This window comes from Actinocorallia longicatena, from assembly GCF_039534125.1.
GTDB classification, from domain to species: Bacteria; Actinomycetota; Actinomycetes; order Streptosporangiales; family Streptosporangiaceae; genus Actinocorallia; species Actinocorallia longicatena.
Window position 1 is genome coordinate 166,849 of sequence record NZ_BAAAUV010000011.1, and the last position, 24,646, is coordinate 191,494.

Annotated in this window: 22 protein-coding genes and 1 pseudogene; 12 read left to right on the forward strand and 11 right to left on the reverse strand. The window is 66.2% G+C overall.

Annotated features, from left to right (window positions below; genetic code table 11):
- Nucleotides 1-11 precede the first annotated feature (11 nt).
- From ABD785_RS22840 to ABD785_RS22860, 5 genes are read left to right on the forward strand one after another with little or no spacing between them, the layout of a single operon-like run.
- Nucleotides 12-719 (forward strand): polysaccharide deacetylase family protein, encoded by a 708-nt coding sequence (locus tag ABD785_RS22840; RefSeq protein ID WP_344831694.1) that lies wholly within the window; start codon nt 12-14, stop codon nt 717-719.
- Entirely contained in the window at nt 716-1,846 is a 1,131-nt protein-coding gene (locus tag ABD785_RS22845; protein ID WP_344831696.1) for a glycosyltransferase, read from the forward strand. The genes ABD785_RS22840 and ABD785_RS22845 overlap by 4 nt, the downstream gene beginning before the upstream one ends.
- A 9-nt stretch (nt 1,847-1,855) precedes the next feature.
- Nucleotides 1,856-2,518 carry a YveK family protein gene (locus ABD785_RS22850; protein ID WP_344831698.1) on the forward strand — a complete coding sequence of 221 codons (663 nt, stop codon included), beginning with the start codon at nt 1,856-1,858 and terminating at the stop codon, nt 2,516-2,518.
- Complete coding sequence (locus ABD785_RS22855; protein ID WP_344831700.1) at nt 2,515-3,666, forward strand: GNAT family N-acetyltransferase; 1,152 nt, start codon at nt 2,515-2,517, stop codon at nt 3,664-3,666. The genes ABD785_RS22850 and ABD785_RS22855 overlap by 4 nt, the downstream gene beginning before the upstream one ends.
- On the forward strand, nt 3,663-4,823 hold the full coding sequence (locus ABD785_RS22860; protein ID WP_344831702.1) for a glycosyltransferase: 1,161 nt from the start codon (nt 3,663-3,665) through the stop codon (nt 4,821-4,823). The genes ABD785_RS22855 and ABD785_RS22860 overlap by 4 nt, the downstream gene beginning before the upstream one ends.
- A gap of 254 nt (nt 4,824-5,077) precedes the next feature.
- Here ABD785_RS22860 and ABD785_RS41360 read toward each other — a convergent pair.
- Nucleotides 5,078-5,782 (reverse strand): annotated as a pseudogene (locus ABD785_RS41360) (glycosyl hydrolase); the annotation flags it as partial.
- Nucleotides 5,783-5,933: 151 nt separating this feature from the next.
- Here ABD785_RS41360 and ABD785_RS22865 point away from each other — a divergent pair.
- Nucleotides 5,934-7,121, forward strand: coding sequence for a carboxylate--amine ligase (locus tag ABD785_RS22865; protein WP_344831704.1), 1,188 nt, complete (start codon nt 5,934-5,936; stop codon nt 7,119-7,121).
- A 61-nt stretch (nt 7,122-7,182) separates the two neighbouring features.
- Nucleotides 7,183-8,379 (forward strand): NAD(P)-binding domain-containing protein, encoded by a 1,197-nt coding sequence (locus ABD785_RS22870; RefSeq protein WP_344831706.1) that lies wholly within the window; start codon nt 7,183-7,185, stop codon nt 8,377-8,379.
- Between the two features lie 126 nt (nt 8,380-8,505).
- On the opposite strand, the gene ABD785_RS22875 is transcribed toward ABD785_RS22870, so the two are convergent.
- The gene (locus ABD785_RS22875) at nt 8,506-9,468 is read right to left on the reverse strand and encodes a dienelactone hydrolase family protein (RefSeq protein WP_344831708.1); all 963 of its coding nucleotides are present in this window, start codon (nt 9,466-9,468) and stop codon (nt 8,506-8,508) included.
- Nucleotides 9,469-9,663: 195 nt separating this feature from the next.
- Here ABD785_RS22875 and ABD785_RS22880 point away from each other — a divergent pair, with 195 nt between their 5' ends.
- Both ABD785_RS22880 and ABD785_RS41365 read left to right on the forward strand, forming a co-directional pair.
- A complete protein-coding gene (locus ABD785_RS22880) occupies nt 9,664-10,257 on the forward strand; it encodes a CAP domain-containing protein (protein WP_344831709.1) in 594 nt (197 codons plus the stop codon).
- Between the two features lie 54 nt (nt 10,258-10,311).
- Nucleotides 10,312-10,890, forward strand: a complete 579-nt coding sequence (locus ABD785_RS41365) for a helix-turn-helix domain-containing protein (RefSeq protein ID WP_425547807.1) — start codon at nt 10,312-10,314, stop codon at nt 10,888-10,890.
- Between the two features lie 170 nt (nt 10,891-11,060).
- Here the strand turns inward: ABD785_RS41365 and ABD785_RS22895 are convergent, their stop codons facing one another.
- Both ABD785_RS22895 and ABD785_RS22900 read right to left on the reverse strand, forming a co-directional pair.
- Nucleotides 11,061-11,291 (reverse strand): hypothetical protein, encoded by a 231-nt coding sequence (locus ABD785_RS22895; RefSeq protein ID WP_344831712.1) that lies wholly within the window; start codon nt 11,289-11,291, stop codon nt 11,061-11,063.
- Nucleotides 11,292-11,513: 222 nt separating this feature from the next.
- The gene (locus ABD785_RS22900; protein ID WP_344831714.1) at nt 11,514-11,774 is read right to left on the reverse strand and encodes a hypothetical protein; all 261 of its coding nucleotides are present in this window, start codon (nt 11,772-11,774) and stop codon (nt 11,514-11,516) included.
- A 326-nt stretch (nt 11,775-12,100) separates the two neighbouring features.
- Between ABD785_RS22900 and ABD785_RS22905 the strand changes: the two genes are divergently transcribed.
- Both ABD785_RS22905 and ABD785_RS22910 read left to right on the forward strand, forming a co-directional pair.
- Complete coding sequence (locus ABD785_RS22905) at nt 12,101-12,850, forward strand: hypothetical protein (RefSeq protein ID WP_344831717.1); 750 nt, start codon at nt 12,101-12,103, stop codon at nt 12,848-12,850.
- A gap of 345 nt (nt 12,851-13,195) precedes the next feature.
- Entirely contained in the window at nt 13,196-14,128 is a 933-nt protein-coding gene (locus ABD785_RS22910) for a DUF11 domain-containing protein (protein WP_344831718.1), read from the forward strand.
- A gap of 46 nt (nt 14,129-14,174) precedes the next feature.
- Here the strand turns inward: ABD785_RS22910 and ABD785_RS22915 are convergent, their stop codons facing one another.
- From ABD785_RS22915 to ABD785_RS22945, 7 genes are all read right to left on the reverse strand, one after another.
- Nucleotides 14,175-14,870, reverse strand: coding sequence for a VldE C-terminal domain-containing protein (locus ABD785_RS22915; RefSeq protein ID WP_344831720.1), 696 nt, complete (start codon nt 14,868-14,870; stop codon nt 14,175-14,177).
- A 249-nt stretch (nt 14,871-15,119) separates the two neighbouring features.
- Nucleotides 15,120-15,686, reverse strand: coding sequence for a TetR/AcrR family transcriptional regulator (locus ABD785_RS22920; protein WP_344831721.1), 567 nt, complete (start codon nt 15,684-15,686; stop codon nt 15,120-15,122).
- 152 nt (nt 15,687-15,838) lie between these two features.
- Nucleotides 15,839-16,723 (reverse strand): zinc metalloprotease, encoded by an 885-nt coding sequence (locus tag ABD785_RS22925; RefSeq protein ID WP_344831724.1) that lies wholly within the window; start codon nt 16,721-16,723, stop codon nt 15,839-15,841.
- 160 nt (nt 16,724-16,883) lie between these two features.
- Nucleotides 16,884-17,819, reverse strand: a complete 936-nt coding sequence (whiA, locus tag ABD785_RS22930; protein WP_344831725.1) for a DNA-binding protein WhiA — start codon at nt 17,817-17,819, stop codon at nt 16,884-16,886.
- A 788-nt stretch (nt 17,820-18,607) separates the two neighbouring features.
- A complete protein-coding gene (locus ABD785_RS22935; protein WP_344831726.1) occupies nt 18,608-20,836 on the reverse strand; it encodes an ATP-binding protein in 2,229 nt (742 codons plus the stop codon).
- A gap of 41 nt (nt 20,837-20,877) precedes the next feature.
- Nucleotides 20,878-21,999, reverse strand: coding sequence for a hypothetical protein (locus ABD785_RS22940; protein WP_344831728.1), 1,122 nt, complete (start codon nt 21,997-21,999; stop codon nt 20,878-20,880).
- Between the two features lie 132 nt (nt 22,000-22,131).
- On the reverse strand, nt 22,132-23,250 hold the full coding sequence (locus ABD785_RS22945) for a DNA methyltransferase (protein ID WP_344831730.1): 1,119 nt from the start codon (nt 23,248-23,250) through the stop codon (nt 22,132-22,134).
- A gap of 263 nt (nt 23,251-23,513) precedes the next feature.
- Here ABD785_RS22945 and ABD785_RS22950 point away from each other — a divergent pair, with 263 nt between their 5' ends.
- Nucleotides 23,514-24,632, forward strand: a complete 1,119-nt coding sequence (locus ABD785_RS22950) for a DUF262 domain-containing protein (protein WP_344831731.1) — start codon at nt 23,514-23,516, stop codon at nt 24,630-24,632.
- Nucleotides 24,633-24,646: the final 14 nt, after the last annotated feature.

The following is a 24,646-nucleotide window of genomic DNA, read 5'->3' on the forward strand; positions in this document are numbered from 1 at the left end:
GAAAGAGCACAATGAAGACAGCCAAGATGCCGCTGGTACTGATGTACCACTCGGTCGACGAGTACGAAGAGGACCCCTTTCAGGTCACGGTGACGCCGGGCCGATTCGGGCGGCAGCTCCGGTGGCTGAAGGCCCGGGGCCTGCGCGGGGTCAGCATGCGGGAGCTGCTGACGGCGAAGGAGTCGGGAAACGCCCGCGGGCTGGTCGGCCTGACCTTCGACGACGGGTTCGCCGACTTCAACGACCAGGTCATCGGCGCCCTCCACGAGCATGACTACACGGCGACGGTCTTCGTCGTCGCCCAGCGCATCGGGGGCCACAACACCTGGGACGGCGGAGAGCGCCCGCTGATGACCGAGAAGCAGATCCGCGAGGCGGCCGAAGCGGGAATGGAGGTCGCCTCCCACGGTCTCAACCATGTCGCGCTGACCGAGGCGCACGAGCACGAGGTGGAGGAGGAACTCGTGCGCAGCCGCGAGGTCCTCCAGGAGATCATCGGCGAGCCCGTGACGGGCTTCGCCTACCCCTACGGCCATGTCTCGGCCCGGGAGGCCGAGGCCGTCGAACGGGCCGGATACGACTACGCCTGCGCGATCTGGCCGTCGGAGGAGACGGGACGGTTCGCGCTGCCCCGCACCTACATCGGCGAGCGCGACACCACCTACCGGCTCCGGGCGAAGTTCCTGCGCCACGAATGCCGGTGGAGGACACGAGTATGAAGCGTGTCCTGCACATCATCACCGGCCTGGAGACCGGCGGCGCGGAGCATCAGCTCCTGCTGCTGGTGCGTCATCTGCCGGTCCACTGCGAGGTCGCGGTCCTGTGCGACGCCGGCTCGGTGGCCGAGGCCATCCGGGCCGAGGGCGTCCGGGTCCATCAGCTGGACATGCGGGGGAACCGCGATCTGACCGCGCTGCCGCGCCTGGTACGCCTCATCCGCAGGGGCCGCTACGACGTCGTCCACACCCATCTGTTCCGCGCCTGCGTCTTCGGGCGCCTGGCGGCGTGGCTGGCCCGCACCCCCCGCATCGTCGCCACGGAGCACTCGCTGGGCGACAACCTGCTGGAGGGCCGGAAGGCCGGCCTCGCCGTCCAGATGCTCTACCTGGCCTCGGAGCGGCTGGGCGCCATGACGATCGCGGTGTCACCGACCGTCTACCGGCGGCTGGCCGCCTGGCGGGTGAATCCCCGGCGCCTGGCGATGATCCCCAACGCGATCGACGAACAGCGCTTCGGCTTCCGGCCCGATCGCCGCGCCGCGGTCCGCGGCCGCCTGAAGATCGCCGAAGACGACTACGTCGTCGGCATCGTCGGGCGGCTCGCGGCCGGCAAGCGGGTCGACCTCGCCATCGAGGCCTTCGCCGGGACGCGCTGCGGCACCCTGCTCATCGTCGGAGACGGTCCCGAACGCGAGAGACTCCAGGCCCTGGCCGGCAGGCACGGCCTGAACGGGCGCGTGATGTTCACCGGCGACGTCGCCGACGTGCCGTCCATGCTCGACGCCATGGACGTGCTGGTGTCCACCTCCGCGGAGGAGACGTTCAACCTCGCCGTCCTCGAGGGCGCGGCGTCCGGACTCCCGGTCCTGTATTACGCCTGCCCTGCGCTGGAGGACCTGCCCGCGGAGATGTGCTCCGGAACCGAGAAGATCACCGATGATCCGGCGGAGATCGCCCGCGCGCTCGAGCGGCGGCGGGCACGCGGTCAGGTCAGGCTCCCGGTGCCGCCCGCCGCCGGTCACTACGGAGTGCCCCGGCAGGTCAGCGGCCTTCTCGAGATCTACGGCGCCGCTCCGGCGGCCGAGCCCGCTCTGCCGTCCTCATCGAACACTACGAAGAATGTCTAGGAGTACACGATGCGCAATCTCCTGAAGTCGCGGGGCGTGGGGTGGAGGTTCGGGACAGCCGCGGCGCTGCTGGTGCTCGGCGTCGTGGCGGGAACGGTGTACGGCCTCCTCAGCCCCCGGGTCTACGCGGCGAACGCGGACGTGATCGTCGTGGCGGACAAGGACCCCGGCTCGCCCGTCGCCGTCAACTTCGCCCAGGTCTACGGACGGCTGGCGACGCAGTCGGGTGCGCTGAGGTCGGCCACGGCGGCGATCCTGCCGTCGTCGGTGGATCTCGCTGAGCACGTCAAGGCCTCCGCCTCCCCGGAGACGCCGCTCATCCGGCTCGGCGCCCGGGCCGACAGCCCCTACCGCGCGGTCGCCTACGCCAACACCGCCGCGAGCGCTCTCGTGACGTTCGCCAACACCCATCGCGCCGAGACCGGTGTCCATCTGGTGATGATGAACCAGGCCGTGGAGTCTCCCCGGCCCGTTTCGCCCGGCCTCATGCTCAGCGTGCTCATCGGAGGCGCGAGCGGGGGGCTGCTGGCCGTCCTGCTGATCGCCCGCCAGCCGGGTCTGCACAGGAGGCCGGCGGCCCGTGCCGTGCCGAGGCAGGCGGGGCAGAGCACGGCCGAGATCGTCGAGGGAACCGATGGCGGGCGGGAACAGGCCATGGAGACCAGCCGATGACTCTGGCTCCCGATGTCGACCGGCACACCTCGTCGAACCCGAAGTCCGGCTGGGTGGTGGAGGTCAACCGCGATGACGACGCGTTCATCACCCTGGCGGACGACTGGCGCGATCTCTACCGCCGATGCTCCGCTGCCACCCCCTTCCAGTCGCAGGGATGGCTGGCTTCCTGGTGGAACCACTACGGGAAGTCGGGAGACCTCCGCCTGGTCCTGGTCCGGCACCAGGGCCGCCTCGTGGCGGCGGCACCGCTGATGAGCGCACGACGCGGCGGGCTGCCGGTGCTCCTCCCGCTCGGCGGAGCGCTCGCCGACTTCACCGATCTGCTCCTGGACGAGGAGGCGGGGCCCGGCGCGCTCGAGGCGCTCATCGGAGCCCTGACGAGCCTGCGGCACTGGCAGGCGATCGATCTGGGGGAGGTCCGTCCCGGCTCGGTCGCCCACGCGGTCGCCCAGCGGTGGCCGGGCGGCTCGTGGGTGCTGCCCGCGTCGCTGTGCATGGAGGTTCCGGTGATGGAACCCGATGCCTTCCTGCGCCGTTTCCCCTCACGGACGGCCGGCAAGATGCGCGCACGCCTCCGGGCGATCCAGGCCAGCGGCATCATCGTGGACTCCGTTGGTCCCGAGGCCGCCGAGGCGTCCGTCCACGTGCTGCTGCGCCTGCATGAGGAGCAGTGGCGGGGCCGCGGCGTCAATCAGGAGCATCTTCGAAGCCGGTTCGCGGGGCATCTCGCCCAGTCGACCGAGCAGATGATCCGGCAGGGTCAGGCGGCGCTGCACGAGTACCGGCTGGACGGGCGCGTCGTCGCGGCAGATCTCGTCATCATCGGAAACGACATGATCGGCGGTTACCTCTACGGAGCCGTTCCCGACCTGCGCGACCGCATCGAGGTCTCTCTCCTTCTGCTGCGCCAGAACCTGCATCTCGGTCAGGCGCTGAAGAAGCCGCGCTTCAGCATGCTGCGAGGAGGCGAGGCCTACAAGGAGAAGTGGCTGCCGGAGGCCGTGTGCAACGAGAGGATCATCCTTGGCCGTACGAACTCGGCCCAGTGCTATGTGACCGCGCTGCGCGGTCGTCGAGCCGTGTGCGCCCTGCTGCGCCGGCTTCGGAACCGGGCCGGCACGCCCACGGCGCGGCGAAGGCGATGATGACGGAGAGCACGCCTCGTATTCTGCACGTCACGCAGCCGACCACCGGAGGGGTCGCCGTCTACGTCGCGGCCGTCGCGGCGGATCAGCTTCAGCGGGGATGGCAGGTAGCGGTCGCCTGCCCGGATGCGGGCTGGCTTCCCGCGACGCTCGCCGCCCGGAACATCAGCCACCTGCCCTGGCGTGCGAAGCGGTCGCCGGGCTCGACGATTCTGCGTGAGGCGGCCGAGCTGCGCCGCTTGATACGGCGGTACCGGCCGGATGTGGTGCACCTGCACTCGGCCAAGGCCGGACTCGCCGGAAGGATCACGAGGTCGGCGCAGCCGACCATCTTCCAGCCGCACGGCTGGTCATGGCTGGCCGCCCGAGGCCCGCTGCGGGCGCTGTGCGTCGCCTGGGAGCGTGCGGCCGCACGGCGTGCGGACGTCGTGATCTGCGTGGGGGCGGGAGAGCAGTGGCTGGGACACGACCAGAAGGTCGACGCCCGCTACCGCGTGGTGCGCAACGGCGTGGACCTGAACAGGTTCCGGCCCGCGGACGACGCCGCCAGAGCGGCCGCGAGGCGCGAGCTCGGACTCTCCCCGGACGCGCGCATCGCGGTGTGCGTCGGCCGCCTCACCCGGCAGAAGGGCCAGGACACCCTGCTCGCCGCCTGGCCGCAGGTGCGGCGCGCCTGCCCCGGGGCCGAACTGTTCCTGGTCGGTGACGGCCAGTGGCCCGGCGGCGCGGCTCAGCAGGACTCCTTCTCAGGGGCGCGTCTGGTGCCGGCGGTCGATGATCCGCGGCGCTGGTACGAGTGCGCGGACGTGGTGGTGCTGCCCTCTCGCTGGGAGGGGCTTCCGCTCACCGCGCTCGAAGCCCTGGCCACCGGCCGCTCGCTGGTCGTGACCGATGTCCCCGGTCTCACCGAGGTCGTCGCTCCCGAGGTCGGAGTGCGCGTACAGGTCGATGACGTGGACGGACTGGCCTCGGCCCTGTCGGAGAGGCTGACCGACAAGTCGTTGGCGGACCGGGAGGGCGTGGCGGCCGGGCTGGCCGCCGGGGAGTTCGATGTCGTGGCATCACTCGGACTTCTGGCAGGGGTGACCGCCGGGTTGCTGGAGGGCGGCACCGCCGTTGTCAGGGAGGGCCTGGAGATCGGCGCTCCCGGCCGCTGACCGAACAGCGACCGGTAGACCGATGAGGCTCGCGGGTTCGCCGAGCATCGCCAGACGCCATGCGGACAGTAGTCGCTGATGGTCTGATACACGACATTGTGAGAATGGATCCACTTGTACATTCCGCGCACATAGCTCGGGTTGTCGCCGTTATAGAACATGCCCCACTCGGCGAAGGACATGGGCTTCTTGTGCACTTTTGCAAACTTCGCATGGGCTGCCAGACCATAAGGTTCCCGAATGAAGTAGTCAAATTTTTTCCCGGCGGGCTGGTCGTAGGCGTCGGAGCCGATAATGTCGACTACGTCGTCACCGGGATAGCACATGGTCCAGGGAATGGCATCGATACCTCGTGTGGGGGTGAAATCGAAACGGAATCTCGCTCCGGCGACCGAGCGCATGACCGTGACGATCCTCCGCCAATAGATTTTCCACATGTCTGGGTTGGGGCGGCATCGGCTGCTGTAAGTGGCGCCGTTCATCTCCCAGCCGAGAACGATGATCGAATCGCCTGCCTTCCTTGAGACGAGTCGTTCAGCCAAACGCAGATAATGGCGGTCAAAAGCACCAGCGGCCCCGCCCTGAAGCAAGTCAGAGACGACCACGTCCGGCAACCTAATCTCATTCGAGGCCATCATGGGAACGTTCACCACAAGCATGCGGCGAGAATCCTCTGCCTTCCAGGCCGTCCACGGGTCGAGGATGTCGAAGGAGCCTTCGATCGCTCCCCATGCCTCCCCGGGAAGATAGGTGTGGCCGACCGTCACCGGATGGCTCCCGAGCCATTTCTGGAAACCGGCGATCCGCTTGACCCCCTCGGCGCCCGAGCCGAGAAAGGCTCCCAGAGGAACTTCCCGCGACGGAGCCACGGCGTCCGAGCCGGATACGGATATCGCCAGCGGAACGCCCAGAAAAGCAGACAAAGCGATCAGTGCAACGCCGATACCGGTCTTCAGCATGCTGGTGTCATGCCCATCGATCTTCGCTTTGAACACCTGGCAGCCATCTCTGTACTGTGGTCAAACATTCGATATATCAGGGTTAGCCTCGACTAAGGATTTGTCGGTACTTTCGGTGTCTCCTCCTCACATAAACGGTAGCGGCCTGAACGTGAAGTTCCCGGCGCTCCTCTTCCGCACCCACCCCAACACCTTCCATCACGGGACCCTCGGTGCCATCCGATCGCTCGGCAGGGCGGGCGTGGAGGTGCACGCCCACGTCGAGAACCGGCGTGTCCCGATCGCCAGGTCCCGCTACCTCCACCAGGCCCACCCGTGGCCGCGCTCGGCCGAGCCACAGCAGCTCATGGACGATCTGGCCCGCTCCGCCGCCGCCATCGGGCGCTCGGCCGTGCTGATCCCCATGGATGACGCGGCCGCCATCTTCATCGCCGAGAATCCCGAGGTCGGAAACCATTTCCTGATCTCTCCGGGAGAATCGTCCCTAACCCGTCAGCTCGCCGATAAATCGACACTGGCCGATCACTGCGAGAAGTCTGGCACACCTTATCCAGAGACCTACGTACCGACATCTCCGGCCGAGATCGACGCAGCCGTCGGTCATCTCGGCCTACCCCTCATCGCCAAATGGGCACGGCCATGGCTCATCGCGGCGGGATCCGGTCAGCGCAGCACCATGCTGATCCGCACGCGAGAACAGGCCCATGCGCTCTGGTCGGAAGGCAGCCCTGCCTCACCACTGATCCTGCAACGCAAAATAGCCCCCGAAGCGGGATCCGACTGGTTTTTCCAGGGGTACTTCAGCTCCTCATCCCGATGTCTCTTCGGCGGGGTCGGTCGCAAGATCGCGGCCCACCCGCAGGAGGCCGGACATACCGTGCTCGGAGAGTGGAAGGACAATCCGGAGATCGAGCACGTCGCACACCGGCTCGTCGAGTCCATCGGGCACAAGGGCCTGGTGGATCTGGACTTCCGGTACGACAAGGCCTCGGGGAAGTACTTCCTGCTGGACTTCAACCCCAGAGCGGGCGCACAGTTCAGGCTCTTCACCGACCGCTCCGGCATCGACCCCGTGCGCGCCATGCACATCGACATCGCGAACGGAACGTTCCCCGCTTCGCCGGGCCCGCGGTTCGGCCGCACCTACCTCGTCGAGAACCACTACGTTCGCAGGTCGCCGCGGAAATACCGCCCCAGCGCGCTCGCCAGGGCCGTCCGCCGCGGGGAACTGGCCTGGTTCGACACGGCCGACCTCAAACCCTTCATCTCGATGATCGCGCACAGCACGAATGCGATCATCGAACGGCTGCGGAAGTTCTTTCCCGGCCGCAGCGGATAGACGGACCCCGGCAGTCCTCCAGACCCCTAGAAGAGACGTTAGAAAGCAATAAGGAGCGGAAATGAGCAGCTGCAAGGTCGATTCCATCGTCCTGGGGGCCGGGCCCTACGGCCTGTCGGTCGGCGCCTACTCCAACCACGCCGGGCTGGAGACCATGGTGGTCGGCACCCCCATGCAGTTCTGGGACAACCACATGCCCGAGGGCATGTGCCTCAAATCGGAACGGCATGCCTCGAGCCTGGGAACACCGGCCAAAGGCAGCCGGCTGGAGGACTACCACCGCGACCAGAAGATTCCCGCCCCGCCGGACCAGCCCATCCCCATCGACACCTTCACCCGTTACGGCAAATGGTTCGCCGCCAAGAACATCCCCCACATCGAGCGGACGCAGGCGGTCGCCGTGGACTTCGCCACCGGAGGTTTCACCGTCACCCTCCTGGACGGGAAGAAGCTCCTCGCCCCGAAGGTGACCATGGCCCTCGGCGCCCGTCCGTTCGCCCACATCCCGGAGCAGCTGATCGGACTGTCCGCCGCGCTGGTCAGCCACAGCAGCGACCACCGTGACTTCCGGCGCTTCGCCGACAAGGACGTCATCGTGGTCGGAGCAGGCCAGGCCGCGCTCGAGACCGCGGTGCTGCTCGCCCGCGCCGGGGCGCGCCCCCAGCTCCTCGCCCGTACCAAGCGACTGCAGTGGAACGACGAGCCGTCCTTCACCCGCAACCGAGTCAGCAGGATGCGCACTCCGCAGTCGGGCCTGGGCACCGGCTGGCGCACCTGGGTCTGGTCCGAACGGCCTCAGGTGGTGCGCTACCTCCCCAGCCCGATCCGCAGTCACATCGTGCGGACGACGTTGGGTCCCGCCGGCGCGTGGTGGCTCCGCGGACAGTTCGACGAGACGGTGGAGGTCGTCCTCGGGCAGCGGATCATCGCCGCCTGGCAGGAGGACGACCGCTGCTACCTCAAGACGATCTCCGATCAGGGCGAGGTGCAGATGATGAAGGCCGACCACGTCATCGCCGCCACCGGTTTTCAGGTGGACGTCGACCGCCTTTCCCTGCTGTCTCCCCAGATCCGGCAGAACGTTCAGAGGGTCGGGAAGTCCCCGATGCTGTCGCGGACCTTCGAGTCCACGGTGCCGGGCCTGCACTTCGCCGGCGTCACCGCCGCGTCCACCTTCGGTCCGGTCATGCGCTTCGTCCACGGCGCGGACTTCACCGCGAGCAGGGTCGTCGACGGGCTGACGCGCAAGGGAAGGTAACCCCCTGACATCGCCCGACGGCGGTCGCGCTCCGAGGGTGAGAGCGCGACCGTCAGGCCCCGCGGTCTCTGCCGCCGGAGCGGAGACGGGCAGGTGTGTTCCCTGCTCGAGGTCACGGCTTCCGGATCAGGCGAACGGGCACGTCACCTGGTAGCGCAGCACCGGCCCGGTGGGTGTCTCAGGCGAGGCGCAGAGGAAGTCCTCGACGCTTCGGTCTCCCTCCACGAACCGCTTCAACCACGCGATCGTGTAGCGCGTGACCTGAGGGGCCGGCGAACGGAGATCGCCATGCGCCGCCCCGCGGACCTCGAGGTGCGCCCTGTCCCGCACGCCGACCATGCTGTCGTAGAAGACGCCCGCCATGGTGTCGGCCGGTGCGACCAGGTCCTTCTCTCCGCTCACGATCAGGGTCGCCGACCGGTTGGATTCCCAGGTCCGCTGGGGGTGCCAGGGCGCGATCGCGATCGAGGCCCGGAGCGAGGGCCGCCTCTCGGCCGCGCGCAGCGCCGCCCCGCCCCCCATCGAGAATCCCATGACGGCGAGACGCGACGTATCGATCTCCCGCCTCGCGGCACTGCGCAGCGTGAGGTAGTCAAGGGCCGCCAGCATCTGACCTGCGCGCAGGTCGGGGCCGTCGAGGACGCTCTGGGTCTCGAAGGTCATGACGACGAAACCATGGGTGGCGATGAGCGGGCCATAAGAACTCATGGCCTCTTCTTTTTCCAGGAAGCCCGGGCTGATGATGACGGCGCCGAATCTCTCCTCAGCGGAAGGGACGGGAAAGTAGACCGTGCCGCTGTTGAACCCCGACCCTTTTTCGCCCTTGACCCTGAACTTCCCGACCCGGTAGGGGCCGGCGGCGGTCGAACCGGTGAGGGCGCGAAAGGTGAGAAGCCCGCCGTCGTCGAGCGCGCCGGCCGGAGTCGAGATGACCGAGCCGAGAAGAACCGTCACCGTCACGGCCGCAAGCCTGAGCCTTCCGCGCGCCGAGATTCCGTTGGCCAAGGGGACCACCTTCGTCGAAGACTTTTCGGCGAAGATCGCATCATGGCCGGGCGACATCGTGCTGCGGCACGGCGACTTGACCAAGAGTTGGCCCTTATGGCCGCAGCGCGCGGGTGGTGGTCAAGGCATCCGCGCGGTGACGACGCCGAACGCCTGCACGTCAACTCGTCGCCAAAGGTGAGCAACGATCGCTTCGGGGCCCGAAGGGGAATTCATATTCGGCTGGAATCCGACGTAGTTTGGCTCAGGCGCAGGGCCTGTGACGAAAGAGAGCTTGGGATGAGACGCGTCGCCGCTGCGATCATCGCGTTCGCCTGCGTGATCCCCGCTCCCGGTGCGCACGGGCTGGAAGACGGGGCGGACCAGGTGATCGGAGAGGCGGTGGCCCTTCCGGCCGGGCCCGCTGTCCAGCCCGCGGCCCCGGCGCACGCCACCGTCCCCGCCGCGGCCACGAGCGGAACGACCGGGCCGTCCGTGAGCTCCTCCACCATGACGCCGGCGGAACTCGAGGTGGTGGAGTTCACCAACGAACGGCGTTCGGAGAGCGGGTGTCCTCCCCTCAGAGCGGAGAAGAGCCTGGCGAATTCGGCACGTCGGCATTCCGCGGACATGGCCGCGCACGACTTCTTCTCCCACTCCTCCTGGGACGGCACCTCCTGGATCGATCGGATAACAAAGTCCGGCTATCGCAGACCGGGAGCCGAGAACATCGCCGCCGGATACACCTCCGCGGAGGCGACCGTGCGTGCCTGGATGCGCAGCGGGCCCCATCGGGCCAATATTCTCAACTGCGAGCTGGTCGCTCTCGGGATAGGACACGTCCGCGTCGCTTCGGGCTATCGGAACTACTGGACCCAGGACTTCGGCTGGTGATGAAGGTTGGAAAAGGCAATGGACGGAAATGTCGTCAAGACCATCCTCGAGAGAATGAAGGAAGCGGATCCGGCTGCGGCGGATCGTGCCGACGGCGGGGAACCGTCACTTCTCCAGAGCCTCATGCCCCCTCCCCGCCGCGGAGAGGGCGAGAGCGGCGCCCGCCACGGTGCCAGGCCCGAGGGGGCCATCAGCCCCGAGGCGGTACGTGAGGCACTCGCCACGCTCGGAAAGCGGTGTGCCGAGCTTCCCGCGAAGTACGAGCAGATCGTCAGGCTGCGGCTGGCTCACCCGGCGGCGACGCTGCAGGAACTCGGCCAGATGCACGCCCCGCCGCTCAGCGTCGGAACTTTCGCGGGAAGGCTGCGGAAGGTGACGTCGATGATCGAGGACGAGGGGCCCCTGTCCCGACGAGGGGGGCCCAACGTGATCTCCGGTCTTCGTGTTCTCGGGGAGAGCCGTGACGCACTGGCGGCCGTGCTCCTGGAGGACTATGCGAAGGGCGCGTCCATCCGAGATCTGTCGGAGAAGTCCGGCAGGTCCTACGGGTTCATTCACAAGATCCTGCTGGAATACGGCGCCGAGGTTCGAAGCCGCGGCGGCTACCGGCGGCGGAAGGCACCTGAGCGATGACCCGCTGAACCCTCGCCGCCCCTGACGGGACCGCGGACCCCAAGCCGGGGCCGCGAATCACGCTCGCCTCCTGGCTGGCAGGTGGCCGTGCTGTGCTCCCGCCGCCCCGTCTTGGTACCGATGGCCGCCGAGCGCATCGCTGCGCTCCCGGGGCCATGCTGAGGAATCGCCTATTTGGCCCAGGACTTGACATGGCGGACGCTGGCGCCGGAAGGGCCGGCTTCGTAGTAGCTGTCGCGGAAGCGGACGGACCCGTTGGCGTCGACGTAGGCCGTGCGGATGTGCAGGCTGGAGCCGCTGGACGAGGCCATCGTCCACGCCTCGTCGTATCCGGCGTCGGCGTTCGCCGCGGTCGGGGCGACCGCCAGCAGGGTCAGGGCCGAAGCCAGTGAGACGGCCATGCCACGGAACTTCGTTTTCATCGATGCACTCTCATGAGGCTGGTCAAGGAGCCAGATATGGGGACGAGAAGGCCGGCCCCGCCCCGTGCGGAGGAGCGGGACCAGCCCTGAGCCCGGAAGGGCTCACCTACCTGGAACTGCTTCGAAGTCACGCCCTGCTACGCGACGCCCGGGCACGCACCTGGACACCACGCGCTATGGGCACCGACCTCGAAACAGGCCCTAGTGCGCCGCGCTGACGGTGCTCGAAGAGGCGGCACCGGCGGGGCCGGCGGCCTCGCTGTGGGTGCCGAAGAAGACGCCGCCGCCACCGTCGCCGCCGCCGTTCTTCACGGCGGAGAAGACCTTGGTGGAGGCGGCGCCGCCGACGCCGGCCGACTTGGTGGCCTTGCCGTGGTAGGTGTCCGCCATGGCCATGGCCGGGGCGCCCAGCGCGATACCAGCAACGGCGGTGCCCAGAATGATGCGGTGAAGCTGCTTCATGAACTCGTTCCCTCTCGTCCACGCTGAGAACATTCTCAACGAGGCTGCGGTATCCGCCCTGCCTTCCGGTCCCCCTCGGGGGAGTAGTGGTAAGGCGGATCTTCAAGCTGTGTCTAACCCGTATCGACGGGAGCCAACACATTCACCGAGTAATAGACGCTTGAACATGCCATGGCCTTGTCGATGATCCTATGAGGGCATCGACCGATCCGGAAAAGGGTCACACAAAAGTGTGCCGCAGTCATGAATGGGCTCATCGGCCGAAGGTAAGGATCGATATGCGACTGGAAGAGAACAAGGGCTCTCAACGGCGTACAGGTGCGTTGGTGGGCCTTGGCCTCGCCGTCGGATTCAGTACGGTGATCGCCGGCCCGGCACAGGCGGCGACCGCGACGGTCAACGTCCCGTGCGCTCACGGCAGGGGCGATGTCGCCGCGCTGATGAACGACATCGAGGCCGGAGGCCGTCTTCGCCTCGGTAAGTCCTGCGCCTACCGGGTGACCAGCAAGCGCGGGAAGCGGTCGGTCTTCCCCCTCATCACCAAGGAGACGACGATCTCGGGCCGGAACGCCACGATCTCCTGGGCGGGCACGGAATCCGTCGGTGCGTTGTTCGAAGTCGGCGAGAACACGCGCCTCACGATCGGAAACGTCAGGCTGGGTTCGGCTCCGACGCGGGTCCTGCTCGGTCGCGGTGCCGCGGTCTCCTTCATCAGCACGTCGCGCGCTTCGGCCTCCAGCAGCTCAGGCGGTCCCGCCGTGGCCGGGCCGTTCGAGGTCTCTCCTCTGGCGGGGACCGCCCAGGGCTGCGATGACGTCCAGGGCGAGGGGGCCGGCATGCCCGGCACGCTCTCGGGGACCGGAGCGCCGGGAACCATCACCACGGGAGCGCCCGGCATCGTCGGCGTCCACCCGGTGGTGACTCCGCTGATGGCGCCGGAACAGGCGTCGACGGTCGCGATCGTCAAGGGCCCGGGCTGCGAGGCGAAGGTCCGCGGCCGGGTGGTCTCCTTCACCGCCTCTCCGTCCCCGGTGGCCGAGGCGACCTGCTGCGCGTCGGTCCTCACCACGAACTGACCCCGGAGCGGCCGCGCGACGGCCGGAAGCCGCCCTCCGCGGGAGGCGAGACCAGAGGGCGGCAGGGGGTGCGCCCGAGGGGGAGCAGGCACCGGCGGTGGGTCGGTGGCCGTACCGGTGCTCCGTTTACCGGCCGTTCCGGCGGGTGCGGTCGCTTTCCCTTCAGCGGTTCCGGCGGCGCCGAGGCTGAAAGTGCGGCGTGTCGCTTGCAAAGACGGCACAGCACGGTATTACTTTTCCTTGCACATTAACGGCCCGTCTCGAGACTTTCGGCGGGCGGAGTTGCTGGGAAAGGGTGATTTGCTCAATATGGGCCGACTCCACTCCATTGGTCGCCTGTTCTTTGTGACTGTCGTCGCCGTCGGGTCCATGATGGGCTCGGAATTCGCTGTCGCCGCGGCTCCCCTGGACGCCCCGCCCACCCCGCCACGGGTCAAGCTGTCCAAGAAGGTCTCCTCGGCGCTGGCGAAACCCGAAGAAACGCTGACCTACACGGTGAAGGCCCGCAACGTAGGGGTCGTTCCCGTCTTCAAGCTCCGCCTGGTCGACAGGGCGCCCGCGGGAATCGTCTTCCTCACCGCCTCACGGGGATGCGCACTCACGCCCTCGCGCATCAGGTGCTCCTTCGCCAAGGTGGCCTACCGCTCGGCGGTGACCGTGGTCATCACGGCCCGGGTCGCCAGGACCGCCCGGCCGGGAACGAAGATCAGCAATCGGGTGGTGGCTCGCTACGGCACAAGGACGAAGGTCGCCCTCGCGGCCTTCACCGTCGCCGCGCCACCGCGTCCTCCCGTGCCACCGCCTCCTCCCGCGACACCGCCCCCGGCGGAGCGCGCCGCGACGCCCCGTGCCCTGAAGTCCTGCCTGGAGGGCCGCCCGGGAGCCACCCTGAACGCCGAGGCGCAGGCGGCCCGTCCGAAGCAGGGACGTCTCTGCAAGAAGCAGCGTTCCCTACCGCCGCGCCCGGAGAAGAAGCGTGATCGCCATCTGGTCGCCGGATCCGCCGGCTCCTCCAAGGTCCGGTCGCACCCCGTGCCCTCCCCGGCTCGGCCGGGATGCAAGGCGGGAAAGCGGAACGGCCCGGAACGATGCCCGTGCGCCGCGGCTCCGTCCCGAGCGGACTCCGGCACCGCCCGTTGCGCTCGGGCCCGGCTCGGGCTTCCCAGCACCGGCGGCGCCCACCTGTCCTTTCTCGCCCTGCTGGGCCTGGCGGCCCTCCTGGCAGGGACGGGGCTGACCCTGCTGGCGCTCCGCCTTCCGCGTACAGGACGGCCGTGATCCCGCTCCACGTCATCGCGTCGAGCCGCCGCCGGACAGGCCGCACTCAGCGCCGGAGGACACCGCCGCGGCGCCGCAGCTCGGCATCGCTGAAGATCGATATATGGACGTGGTCGAAGTGATTGGCCGTGAGGCCGCCTCGGTCGGCCATCAGCCGCCAGCCCTCTCTGGCGCGATCGGGGTTCCAGATGTGCTGGCGGTAGATGACGTACTTGATGCCGTATTCACCCGAGTGGGCGGTCGCCCAGTTGGCGATCTCGTACCCGGAGCAGACATGGGGAGCATCGGGAGGCCTCCCGAGACTGGAGATCATGTAGTCGCAGGCATGACCGGTGCCGTGGTCTTGCGGGTCGCCTCGGCGCAGGCATCCCACGTCGGCGACGAGAGGGAAGAGCCGCCTGACCGTTTGGCGGACGGCCAGCGTGCGCGTGGAGTTTCCGCCGCGGAAGGTCTCCCGAAGGTAGGACCGGCCGGCGAACATCTGCTGGTCCGGGATGGTGAAGGCGCTGGTCTCGCAGCCGTCGTAGGGCCTTCGGCCGACCTCGAACGCGAGGCCCCGCCCGGATGCCACGCGCGGTGCCGTGAGGCGGCGGGAGGGCTGGACGCCGGCACCGCATTCCGGAGGGCCGGCGACCATGTCGGAAGCGGCGACCGAGGCGGCGGGCAGGAGTGCGGCGACCGTTACGGCCGTTGTCGCGATGATGCCGAGGGCACGGACTGGAACTTTCCGATGTTCGTCCACCGCGCGAGGATAAAGTCACCCGTCCGAAAGCCCGCAGGTCAAAGGTGATCTTCCGGGAACTGTTTGCGATGACGGCGCGTCCCTTCGGGCGAGCCGTTCCCCGGGGCCGTCCCGCCCGGGTCGGACATGGTACGGAGCCGACCGCGGGAGTACGTCGCGGTACGGAAAGTGTGCTTCGGGTGGATCGTCCGGCACGGCGCATGAGAAGCGCGGCCCACGAGGCCGGACGGGTGCGTCGAGCGCGCGAGGCTACTGGAGCTGTCGAAGGCCCTCGCGGAAGGTGCGGGAGTCGACGTCGCCGAAGAGCGTGCGCTGGACCATGAAACCGTGGATCAGCGCGACGAGGGTGCGGACGACGGAGATGGAAGAGGCGTCGCGCGTGATGAACCCCGTTCGCTGGTACAGCTCGACGTACCACAGAAGGGCGGCGCTGAACTCGGCGTACTTCTCGTCTGCCTGCTCGTTGAGGACCGTGGCGCGCAGAGCGGCGCTCCACACCCGCACGGCCAGCAGGGGAAAGCCCTGCTCGGTGTGGGGGAAGGTGTCGGCGGGCTCGGGCATCCGGCCGAACGCCGTCGTGAAGATACGGCCGATCTCCTTCGCGGAGTCCTCGGCGAAGGCGGTGATCACATCGTCCATGGTGGGGAAGTAGCGGTCGACACCGACGTAGGGGACCTTGGCCTCGGTGGTGACGTCGCGCATGGACGTGGAGTGAAAGCCGTTGCGGATGAAGCACCGGCGGGCCGCGTCCAGGAGGAGCGTGCGGCGGGGATCGGGCAGCGCGTCGGGGAGGCGGTCGGATTCGTGGCGGGGCATGCCTGACAGGGTCGTGGCAGCGGGCGGCGAACGCGGCACGCCGCGCTGTGCCGCGACGCAGGTATGGGTAAGGCGATTGGCTGCCTTGACGCTTCGCGTGATCGGCGGACGTCCGTGCCCCGCACGCAGCGGGTCCGGAGACTCGCTGCGTGCTAGGTCTCCGATGGAGCGCGGTAGACCGCCCAGACCTTCCTGATCCGGGCGCCCTGCCCGGGTGTGAACTCACGCATGCACGCGTCGAAGGAATAGTCCATGAAGTTGTGGACGGGGTCGGTACCCGCGCCGGGGCAGGTGTCCTTGCCGGAGGGGCAACCGTCGGTGGCCTCCTCTTCCGGTGGGGTGTCGGCCACCGCGTCGCCAGGGCTTCGGCAACCGTTCTCGAAGGTGTGGAACACGCCGAGCCAGTGGCCGATCTCGTGTACGGCGGTGTAGCCGAGGTTGTAGTGCGGATAGGTACCGCCCGGCATGGTCCGGTAGTCGATGACGACACCGTCCAGGTCCGGCTCGTCTCGCTGTAGCTCCGGAAAGGTCGAGAAGCCCAGCACGTCGCCGCCCACGGCGGCGCTGTAGAGGTTCAGGACTTCGCGTCCCCCCTGGTGCAGGTGGGACTTGATGGCGATCTCGTTGTCGGCGGGCGCGTTGAACCATCGATCGTTGTCGCTGTAGTCCGTGCTGACCAGCACGAAGCGGACGCCGGTGTCGGCGCCGCCGCCTGATCCGCCGTAGGCCGCGTTGAGGGTGGAGATCTGCCTGTCGACCTGGGCCCGGGAGACTCTTCCGCGCTTGCCGGAGGACAGGACGTGAAACCTGACCGGCACCTCGATCTGAGCGGGTATCGCGATCCGCAGGCGGGCCAGCCGCTGGTTCAGTTCGCGGTCCATCCGGACGACGTCGGGACCCGGCCGGTGGGTGTCGCGCGGTCGGGTGAGCCGGGCCGTCTCGCTCTCGACGCAGCCGGCCGTCGTCACCCGTCTCGCCGTCGCAGGGGCGGCCGCGGGTGGATAGGCCAGCGCTGCCGCGGCCGAGAAAGTCAGCATGACCGCTACGCTGCGCCGCATCCGTCCCCCGAATCCTGCTCGATGTGGCGGTCAGGCTACCTCGGCATGATCGTGATGCGGTGGAGGCGCGAAGTTTCTTGACGCTCTCATTGCCACCGTCGCCGAATCGGGTCGGTGCCCACGCGCGGCCGGAATCGTTTCAGATCTCCTCGGCCGGGCTCCAGGCGCACAGACGCCGCAGCCGCCCATAGACGGTGTCCTTGCTCAGCTGCGGGTTCGCGGCGCGTCCCAGTTCCTCGAGCGAGCTGGTGGGAAAGTCGAGGCGGAGCCACCCTGCGGCGGCCAGGACCTCGGGGAGAACGTCGGCGTATTTCTCCATGACCTCACGCACCTGGGCGGTCTGCGCGGTCGCGGCCGCCACGGAGCGATCGCCGTTGACCGATGACGGTCTCCGGCGCGTTCCCTCGGGATCGGGCCAGGTGAGATCTCGGGTCCGCTGCCACCTCTGAGCGGTCCTGGGAGCCCCCACCATCGACCAGAAGCGCGTGATGTCGTCGTCGGCCACGGCGAGACGGAGCGGTTCGGCCTCGCCGATCTGCGTCGCCAGACCCGCGCGCCTGGCCAGGCCGCGGAGGCCGAGACTCGTCGCCGCGGACGGGCAGGCGAGGGTGGTGGCGGCCCTGCGGGCGCTGGGAGCGGACCAGCTCGCGACGGCCAGGGCCGCTCCGGTCACCGCCGCCAGCGCGCAACACGGAGGGCCGATGACCAATCGTCTGGCCAGGCCCTGGACCGGGCGTCCTCCTTCGATCAGGCCCGCCCACATCGACAACCGGTGGCCCGGATCGGCCCAGTGCGCCCGGCGGCGTGTCCTGTCCCGCAGCCGGCCTTCGGCCATGGTGACCTCGACCGGATCGCCGGCGCGAACGGGAGCGGCGGCGAGGAGGCATCTCAGTGACCGCCATGCCGCGGCGCCGTTGACGGTCACCTCGATCGCACCTTGTGTCAGCTGGCCGCTACAGCGCAGGAAGCCCGCCAGGACGCTGCCGTGCCGGCAGGAGACGCGGGCGTGGAGCGAATCGGCTATCTCTCGTGCGGCTGCCTCGGACCACTGCTCACCCATCTCCGACTGCGTCACGATTCTCCGATCTTGTCCGAGACCCAGGAAATTGTCCCGAGGACCGCCTCTATCGTCCGATCTACTGGCTCGCTGGAAACGCGCGAACAGGGTCCGAGCATCGGTCCTACAGTGGCAGAGATGGCATGGCGGAAGGTGATCCAGAGCGAAGCCTGGGCAATGGTTTGGGCCGCTTTTTCGTCTGGATGGACCGGCCGCCCGGAACGAAAGAGGCCCTTCCCGAAATTTCGGAAAGGGCCTCTGAGGTGGAGCCGCCTATCGGAATCGAACCGATGACCTATTCATTACGAGCGTTCCCCCATCCTGGCCTTCCTGCCCCTTGAGCTGCGCGACGCCTCTCCGGACGTCTCCGCCCGTCTCACCGAGAACCCTGCGGTTGTCACTCAATTGGTCACTCAGAAGAGGGAGCCTGCACCTGCGGCGACGCGTCTCGGGGGCACCTAGAAGCGCTGTGCCCTGATGTTCTCCAGGCTGTTCGCGCTGTCGGGCCAGCGAGGCCAGCCGGGCCTGTCGTTCGGGAGGCGGAGTCGCTGGCCCGGAACCTTCGTCGCGTGCTACGAGCGCGATGAGAACTCATGAACCGGCCAGGACTGCATCACGATCGAGCATGGCTATTCCGCCTTGCCCTCACCGGCGTGACGGCTGAGTGGGTTCTGTCGGCAGACTGGCATCGAACCATTCTTCGGCTCATCCAGACGGAGAACACGAGGGCTTGACGTCGCCGAGCCCGACGGGCCGGTTACGGCGATTGGCGACACGGTCGTGTCGCCCGTCGAAACGGCACGAGCCTAGAAGGGCGGTTCCTCCCCAGTCTCGACGGCGTCGAGGAGGGGGTGGCGCTGATTCCCGCCGTCCTTCTGGTTCGCTTCCGGCTCGACCTTCGGTGCATGCACCTTGAGCCAGATGAACTTGGGGTATTTCCCGGGATTTTTGTCGTCTTCCCGGGCGGCGGACACCCACTGGCCGGGGTAGAGCTGATCAAGCGCCTGCTTCACCAGGCTCATGCCCCACGCGACTGATGATCCATCGCGCTGAGCGTGGGCGGGTGCCTTTTCTGCCAGCATGTGGCCGACATGGCCCCACTTGATGCCGCGAGGGCTATTGATCATCTTGTGGAACTCGGACTTATTGTCGCGCAGGTGGACGATCGCGATCGCGCTGTCGTCTCCCGCGAGATCTTCCCCGGCTGCCAGACTCGTGGTGCTCTGGGGGTGAGAGGCTGCCAGGCTGGCGGAAGCGGCACGCGCCTCGGAACGTCGTTCCTCGACGGCGGTCCGGGCCTGGGCAGCGAAGCTGTCGGGGGCCGGGAGTGAGTAATCGGGGTCGGTCATCTTGTAGGAGTCCTCGAAGCTGAGGACGCGCACGGAGACGGGGTAGGGGCGTGAGTGGCGGTCGGTGCCGGGCGCACTGGACCAGTAAATGCCGTTGCCGACGAGCGGCTCGTTGAGCAGGGTGGCGAGCAGGTCCTCAGAGAAGTGGGCATTGGCCTTCTTCAGAGAGATCAGGTCACCCTGCGAAAGCAGGTGGAAGACGAAGAAGTTATCGCCTTGGCTGAGGAGTTCCTGCGGCAGGCTGCCCGGCTGCTGCGTGATGAGCAGGGCGCCGAGGTCGTACTTGCGGCCTTCCTTGACCCAGGAGACGAAGGGACCGTCCTCGCTCTGGCTGGACCCCCCGAGGACGGATTGGGCTTCCTCGATGACTGCGATGGTGGGGATAGACCTAGGGTCTGCCTCAGTGAACTGGGTCTGATTGTGTTCGAAGATGTCGCCGAGGATTACACCAGCGAGCTGGAGCCCCTGAGAACCACGCATCTGGGAGATGTCCACCACGCAGAGCTTGCCCTGGGACAGGCAATCCTTCAGGGCGCTCAGGAGTTGGCTGTCCGGGTCGTGGAGTGCGTTGACGACGCGTGTCATGTTGCCGATCGCGGCGTTGGTTTCGGCCTCTTGGCTTTCGCTGAGGTTCAGGATCTCCCGGACCTGGTCGCGGTCGGCACCGTACTTGTCGCGGTGGATCAGGTCGACGAGACGGCTCCACCTAGGCCCGTCAAGGGCCTTGAGCTTGACGACGTTCTGTTGGTCCTGCTTCTCGGGCGGCAGCGCGATACCGAGCACGCGCGAAGCCTGCAGTTCCTTGATGTTCAGCTTGACGCCGTTGACGACAAAGGACTGGTAGAAGTCGCTGGGCCCCTTGCGGTTGGTGAAAACTACCAGCTTGTCTCTCAAGTGCGGGACGTCACACAGCGCCGGCCTACCCTTAAAGTCGGGCCAGAAGTATTCGCCATCTGGGTCGAAGATGACCGTGCCGACAGGGGCCTCGCCAGAGCGGCGAGGAACGGTGGGCTGGTGCTCGTACAAAGCGGAGAAAAGCAGCTTCACGAGGTTCGATTTTCCGAAACCAGCGCGGGCGAAGACGAAGCTGCGGCGGGCGACTAGCTTGTCGATCTGAAAGGTTGGCATGATCGCGGGATGCTGAATCTGCATCCAGGAGGTGTCGCCTACGCGCTTGTCGTTACCGGCGTAGACGAACTCACCGAAGGCAAGGTAGCCGATAGGCACTGCACCGTCGTCGGTTTCTTTGGCGTTGACGACCTCGGCGAGCAAATCGTCTCCCAGAAGTGCGACTCGGGCCCCGACGTGCGGGAGGCGGCGATGACTGGGGACGAAGATGTGTTTGTCGCCCTCCATACGGAGAACGCCGAGGATACGGATATCGACCTTGTACTTCAGGTAGCGCTCACGCAACTCGTCAGGGATCGGCCGTTGGTCGCGCACAGCACGGGTGGCGTAGTCCTCTCCAATGGGGGACACCAGGCGTCCCTGGGAGGAGATGGTGGTGATCCGCCCTAGGATCGCCTCACGCTCATGCTCGAGCTGGACAAGTACGAACTGGCCGTGCATGGCCATGGTCTGAAAGTCGTCGTGATGCGGCAAGACGAGATCCGCGTGGAACTCCATGCCGCTCTCGGCAAAACCGCGGAAGGTACCGACGACTTTGTCGCGTTCGAACAGGCTCATGACGGTTATTGCTCCAGTACATGGGGCGGACGAAAGGGACGTTACTCGTAGCGGCGTGCGGCCACGTCAGAGGCGAGCCGCAGGGCGTCGATGACTGGGGCCTTCTCTTCGCCGACTTGGTCTCGCACGGCATCGACGAGCTGATCTTCGATGATGTCCATGTCCAGATCGGCTACGCGAGAAAAGCTGTCAGCCTGCTGGATGCAGTTCGGGTAGAGCGGGATCGGGAAGCCTGCTACGGCGTCGGCCTGCAGGTAGCCGAAGATTGCTTGAGCTTCCTTGTCCTGACGGGACATGACGTCCACGGTCCAGATGGGGTCGCCGAAGTATGGCCCGAAGCGGACGAAGTACATGGAGCCGATGTTGAACTTCGGCTTCTCCCCCTTGGATTCGTCTTCAATGCTCCTCGTGTACTCATCCCACAAATACACCTTATCCAGCATCTCCGAAGGAACCTTGGCGAAGCAAGCGGCACCGTTGTCGAACACGCCGGATAGGGAAATCGCAAGCCGGTAGTACTCCAGGACCTGAGTCTTCTTCGCCAGTCCCACCAGCCACACTTTGCGGCGGTCATCGCGCCGAATCCGTTCGATGGCCTCGTACATCAGCTCGCCCATCTTCACGAACAGTTCACCGTGGAAGATTTTGCTGCGCAGCAGGCCGTCGCGGACAATCAAGGTGTCGACCGCGTAGTCACGGTGGCAAACTAGGTCATACAGGGTGGCCCACTCGCACAGGTCCCGGAAGACCTGCACCCAGCTGGGAGACCTGCCGGACATCATTGGCGACAGGTCCTGGAGCCTTTCGACACCGAGTCCGAGCATCATCCTGCCGAGGGCAGTGCATGGAGTGCCGTCATCGAACTGGCGCCGGCTCAGAGCATCGATGTCGGAGATCGGGGAGACGACCTCCATGCACAGCTCTTTGCCGCTCGAGTCCACGACGCGGACGACCTGAAGGTAGAACGGGTTGAAGGCGACCTTGTTGTTGCCGCCGTCAGAGGCCATCAGCGCGACCGACGTAGCAGCCCGCGGCTTGATCACCCGAACCTCCGAGCGGATGGCACGGGACTGGTCGACGAGCTTATCCAGCTCCGTGCGACCGGCTTCGACCTGGTCGCCGATCAGTTGTTTGAGCTGCTTGATCTGGTCCGCATCGAACATGCCTCTCCCCACACCACGCTCGCACTGTCACAGGCAAGTCATTCACTCGCCCGGCCCTACAGCATGATATTGGGGTCCGACAATCCGTTACGTAGTTCCGGAAATATCTGGGCTAACCCAGCAGCGGACAAGTCAGGTCAGCTCGGCGACAAGATCGATCTCATCGATGGCGGAGCCCGCCTTGCCAAACTGCTCGGCCTGTCGTGTGCGCTTCGGAGGGGTGCCAGCGTGGCGAACCTCCTTGACGACCCACCCAGCTTTCGCTTCCCTCACTGAGGCCAGGAGCATCTGCTCTGGGTTCGTACGCGCGGAAGGCAACGCGCCAAAGCGGATGGCGAGCCGAGCGCCTTGGCGACAGCGTCGGGCGGTAGCGGCCCACACCTCGGCCAGAGCTTGGACGAACGCTTCCTGGTTCGGCTGACGAGCGATCTGCCCGTGCGTACCGTAAGGGACCTCCGGAGGACCCCCGAGGAACCACGAGCGCAGCCACTGGTCCGCAACGTAGGTACGCATGCCGTAGTACGGAGGCGAGGTAACGACCAGGTCGAACTTCTGCCGCAGCCTGTTGAGGGTCTCGACGGAGTCGCCGAGATAGACCGTCCCGCCATGGGCGACAGGGGCGGCCTCAAGCAGACGCTTGGCCCGCCGCTCGATTACCTCCAGCGCTGGGATGCGGACCGGCTCCATGTCGCGCGCGGACCAGAACTTCACTGCGTAGGCCGGCTTGGAGGCGTAGGTGCGCGGCATCTGGTTCGACAGGTACGACGGAACGTTCTTATTGCGTGGGCCGTGCAGGATGCCCAACATGACCGCCCGCAGCATCGCCGCCGTCGGCGTGGTCATCTCTAGCAGGGCATCACGCAGCGCCACGACTTCAAGCAGAGTCTCACGCTCGAAGCACCACTCCCAGAACTCACCCCCAGGAACCTCACCCGACCTGCCGCCGTCGAGAATCTGCCGAGCAAGTCTGACTACGGCTGCGGGCGAGACCTGGATGAGCTTAGCCTGAGCTATGGCGACGGCCACCGGGTTGATGTCGATACCCACCGACGGCAGTCCAGCAAGACGTGCGGCGTACAGCGTGGTGCCACGGCCGCAGAACGGGTCCAACACTCGGGTGGTCTGGGGGTGGGCGGCAAGCTGCTCAAGCGGGAAGTCCAACGGAAACATCGTGTAGTACGGGCAGGCGGCGTTCAGTCGCAGCGCATCTTCGGGCCAGCTAAAGGAGGGAACTGCCGCCATCACCGTCATGGGTGGTAATGATACAGGTGCAGTTACACCCGCGCTACTCGACACGGGGATTAATATAAATCGATACAAAAGGAGTATTGATGGGACCCAAAGATCACCAGGTTAATCTCCAGGTCTCCCTTCTACCTGGGGAGACTATAGATGAGCTGAGGCCGAAGGAGTCACCACACCTTAGTGACGCGCAGCTAAATAGGCGATATGTTGAGGAAGGTGTTCGCATTGTCGTAGAACAAGCCCGCTACCCATTGAATCAGATTCTTACTATGTTCACAGACACCTTTGAGACAGAGTCGGGCACGAGGGAAGCAAAGTACAAGAGGGACCCTGAGTATCAACGACGCCACCGATGGAGCGACGGCCGGAAGTCTAGACTAATTGAATCGTTCTTGATGAACGTTCCGGTCCCCCCGGTGTTTCTATATGAATACGAGCTGGCACGTTTCGAGGTGATGGATGGGCGTCAGCGCCTGACAGCACTGATGGATTTCTATGACGGCTCCCTTACGCTGACGGAACTTCAGTATTGGCCGGAACTTAATGGCAGGACTTATAGCACTCTGCCCAGTTCAATCCGCGACGGAATTGACCGAAGGTACTTGTCGTCGATCATCCTGCTGAACGAGACAGCTGCTAATGAAGAGCAAGCGGCTTTCCTCAAAAAATTGGTCTTCGAGAGGTTGAATTCTGGTGGCGTGCGACTTAGTGGCCAGGAGACCCGCAATGCTGTTTACAATGGGCCACTTAATGACCTTTGCTTGAAACTGTCACGGACGACGGAATTGCGTGCCATGCTGGGCACCCCACTAGAGTCAACCATAGGTCCAGATGGTGACGAAGATTCAGACGATACGGAAATCGTGACGCCTGGGCAAGATTCAGACGGCGTTGAGATTACCAATATGGGGCGAAAGATGTTTGAGTCGATGGAGGATGTGGAGCTCGTCTTGCGATTCTATGCCTATCGCCATCTCGACAAGTTCTCACAGGGCCTAAATCGCATATCAGATTTCTTGGATGAGTTTTTGGTGATGGGGAACAGGTTTAATCCAGTGACACTGGATGGCTACGATCAGCTATTTGTTGATAATATTAAGTTCTGGTACGCGGTTAGCGGCCCAACGGCATTCCAGGTCCAGGGAAGCAGTCGCCATTTCAGTAAGATTGCCTACGACGCTCTTATGTATGCAAGTTCGGCGCTGGACAGGGAAGCAAGGCAGCTGCTTGCAAGTAACGCCGGACTAGTACGGCAGGCAATCAGTGAGATGTACGAAAGTCATGCTCAGGATTTTGCTGGACGGAAGACGAATACGGCAAATGCGCGTCGGCGCAACGATTATGCGATTGCCGCGCTAGGCGCAGCGTTGGCCTCAATCACAGGCTAGATCGACAAACTCAT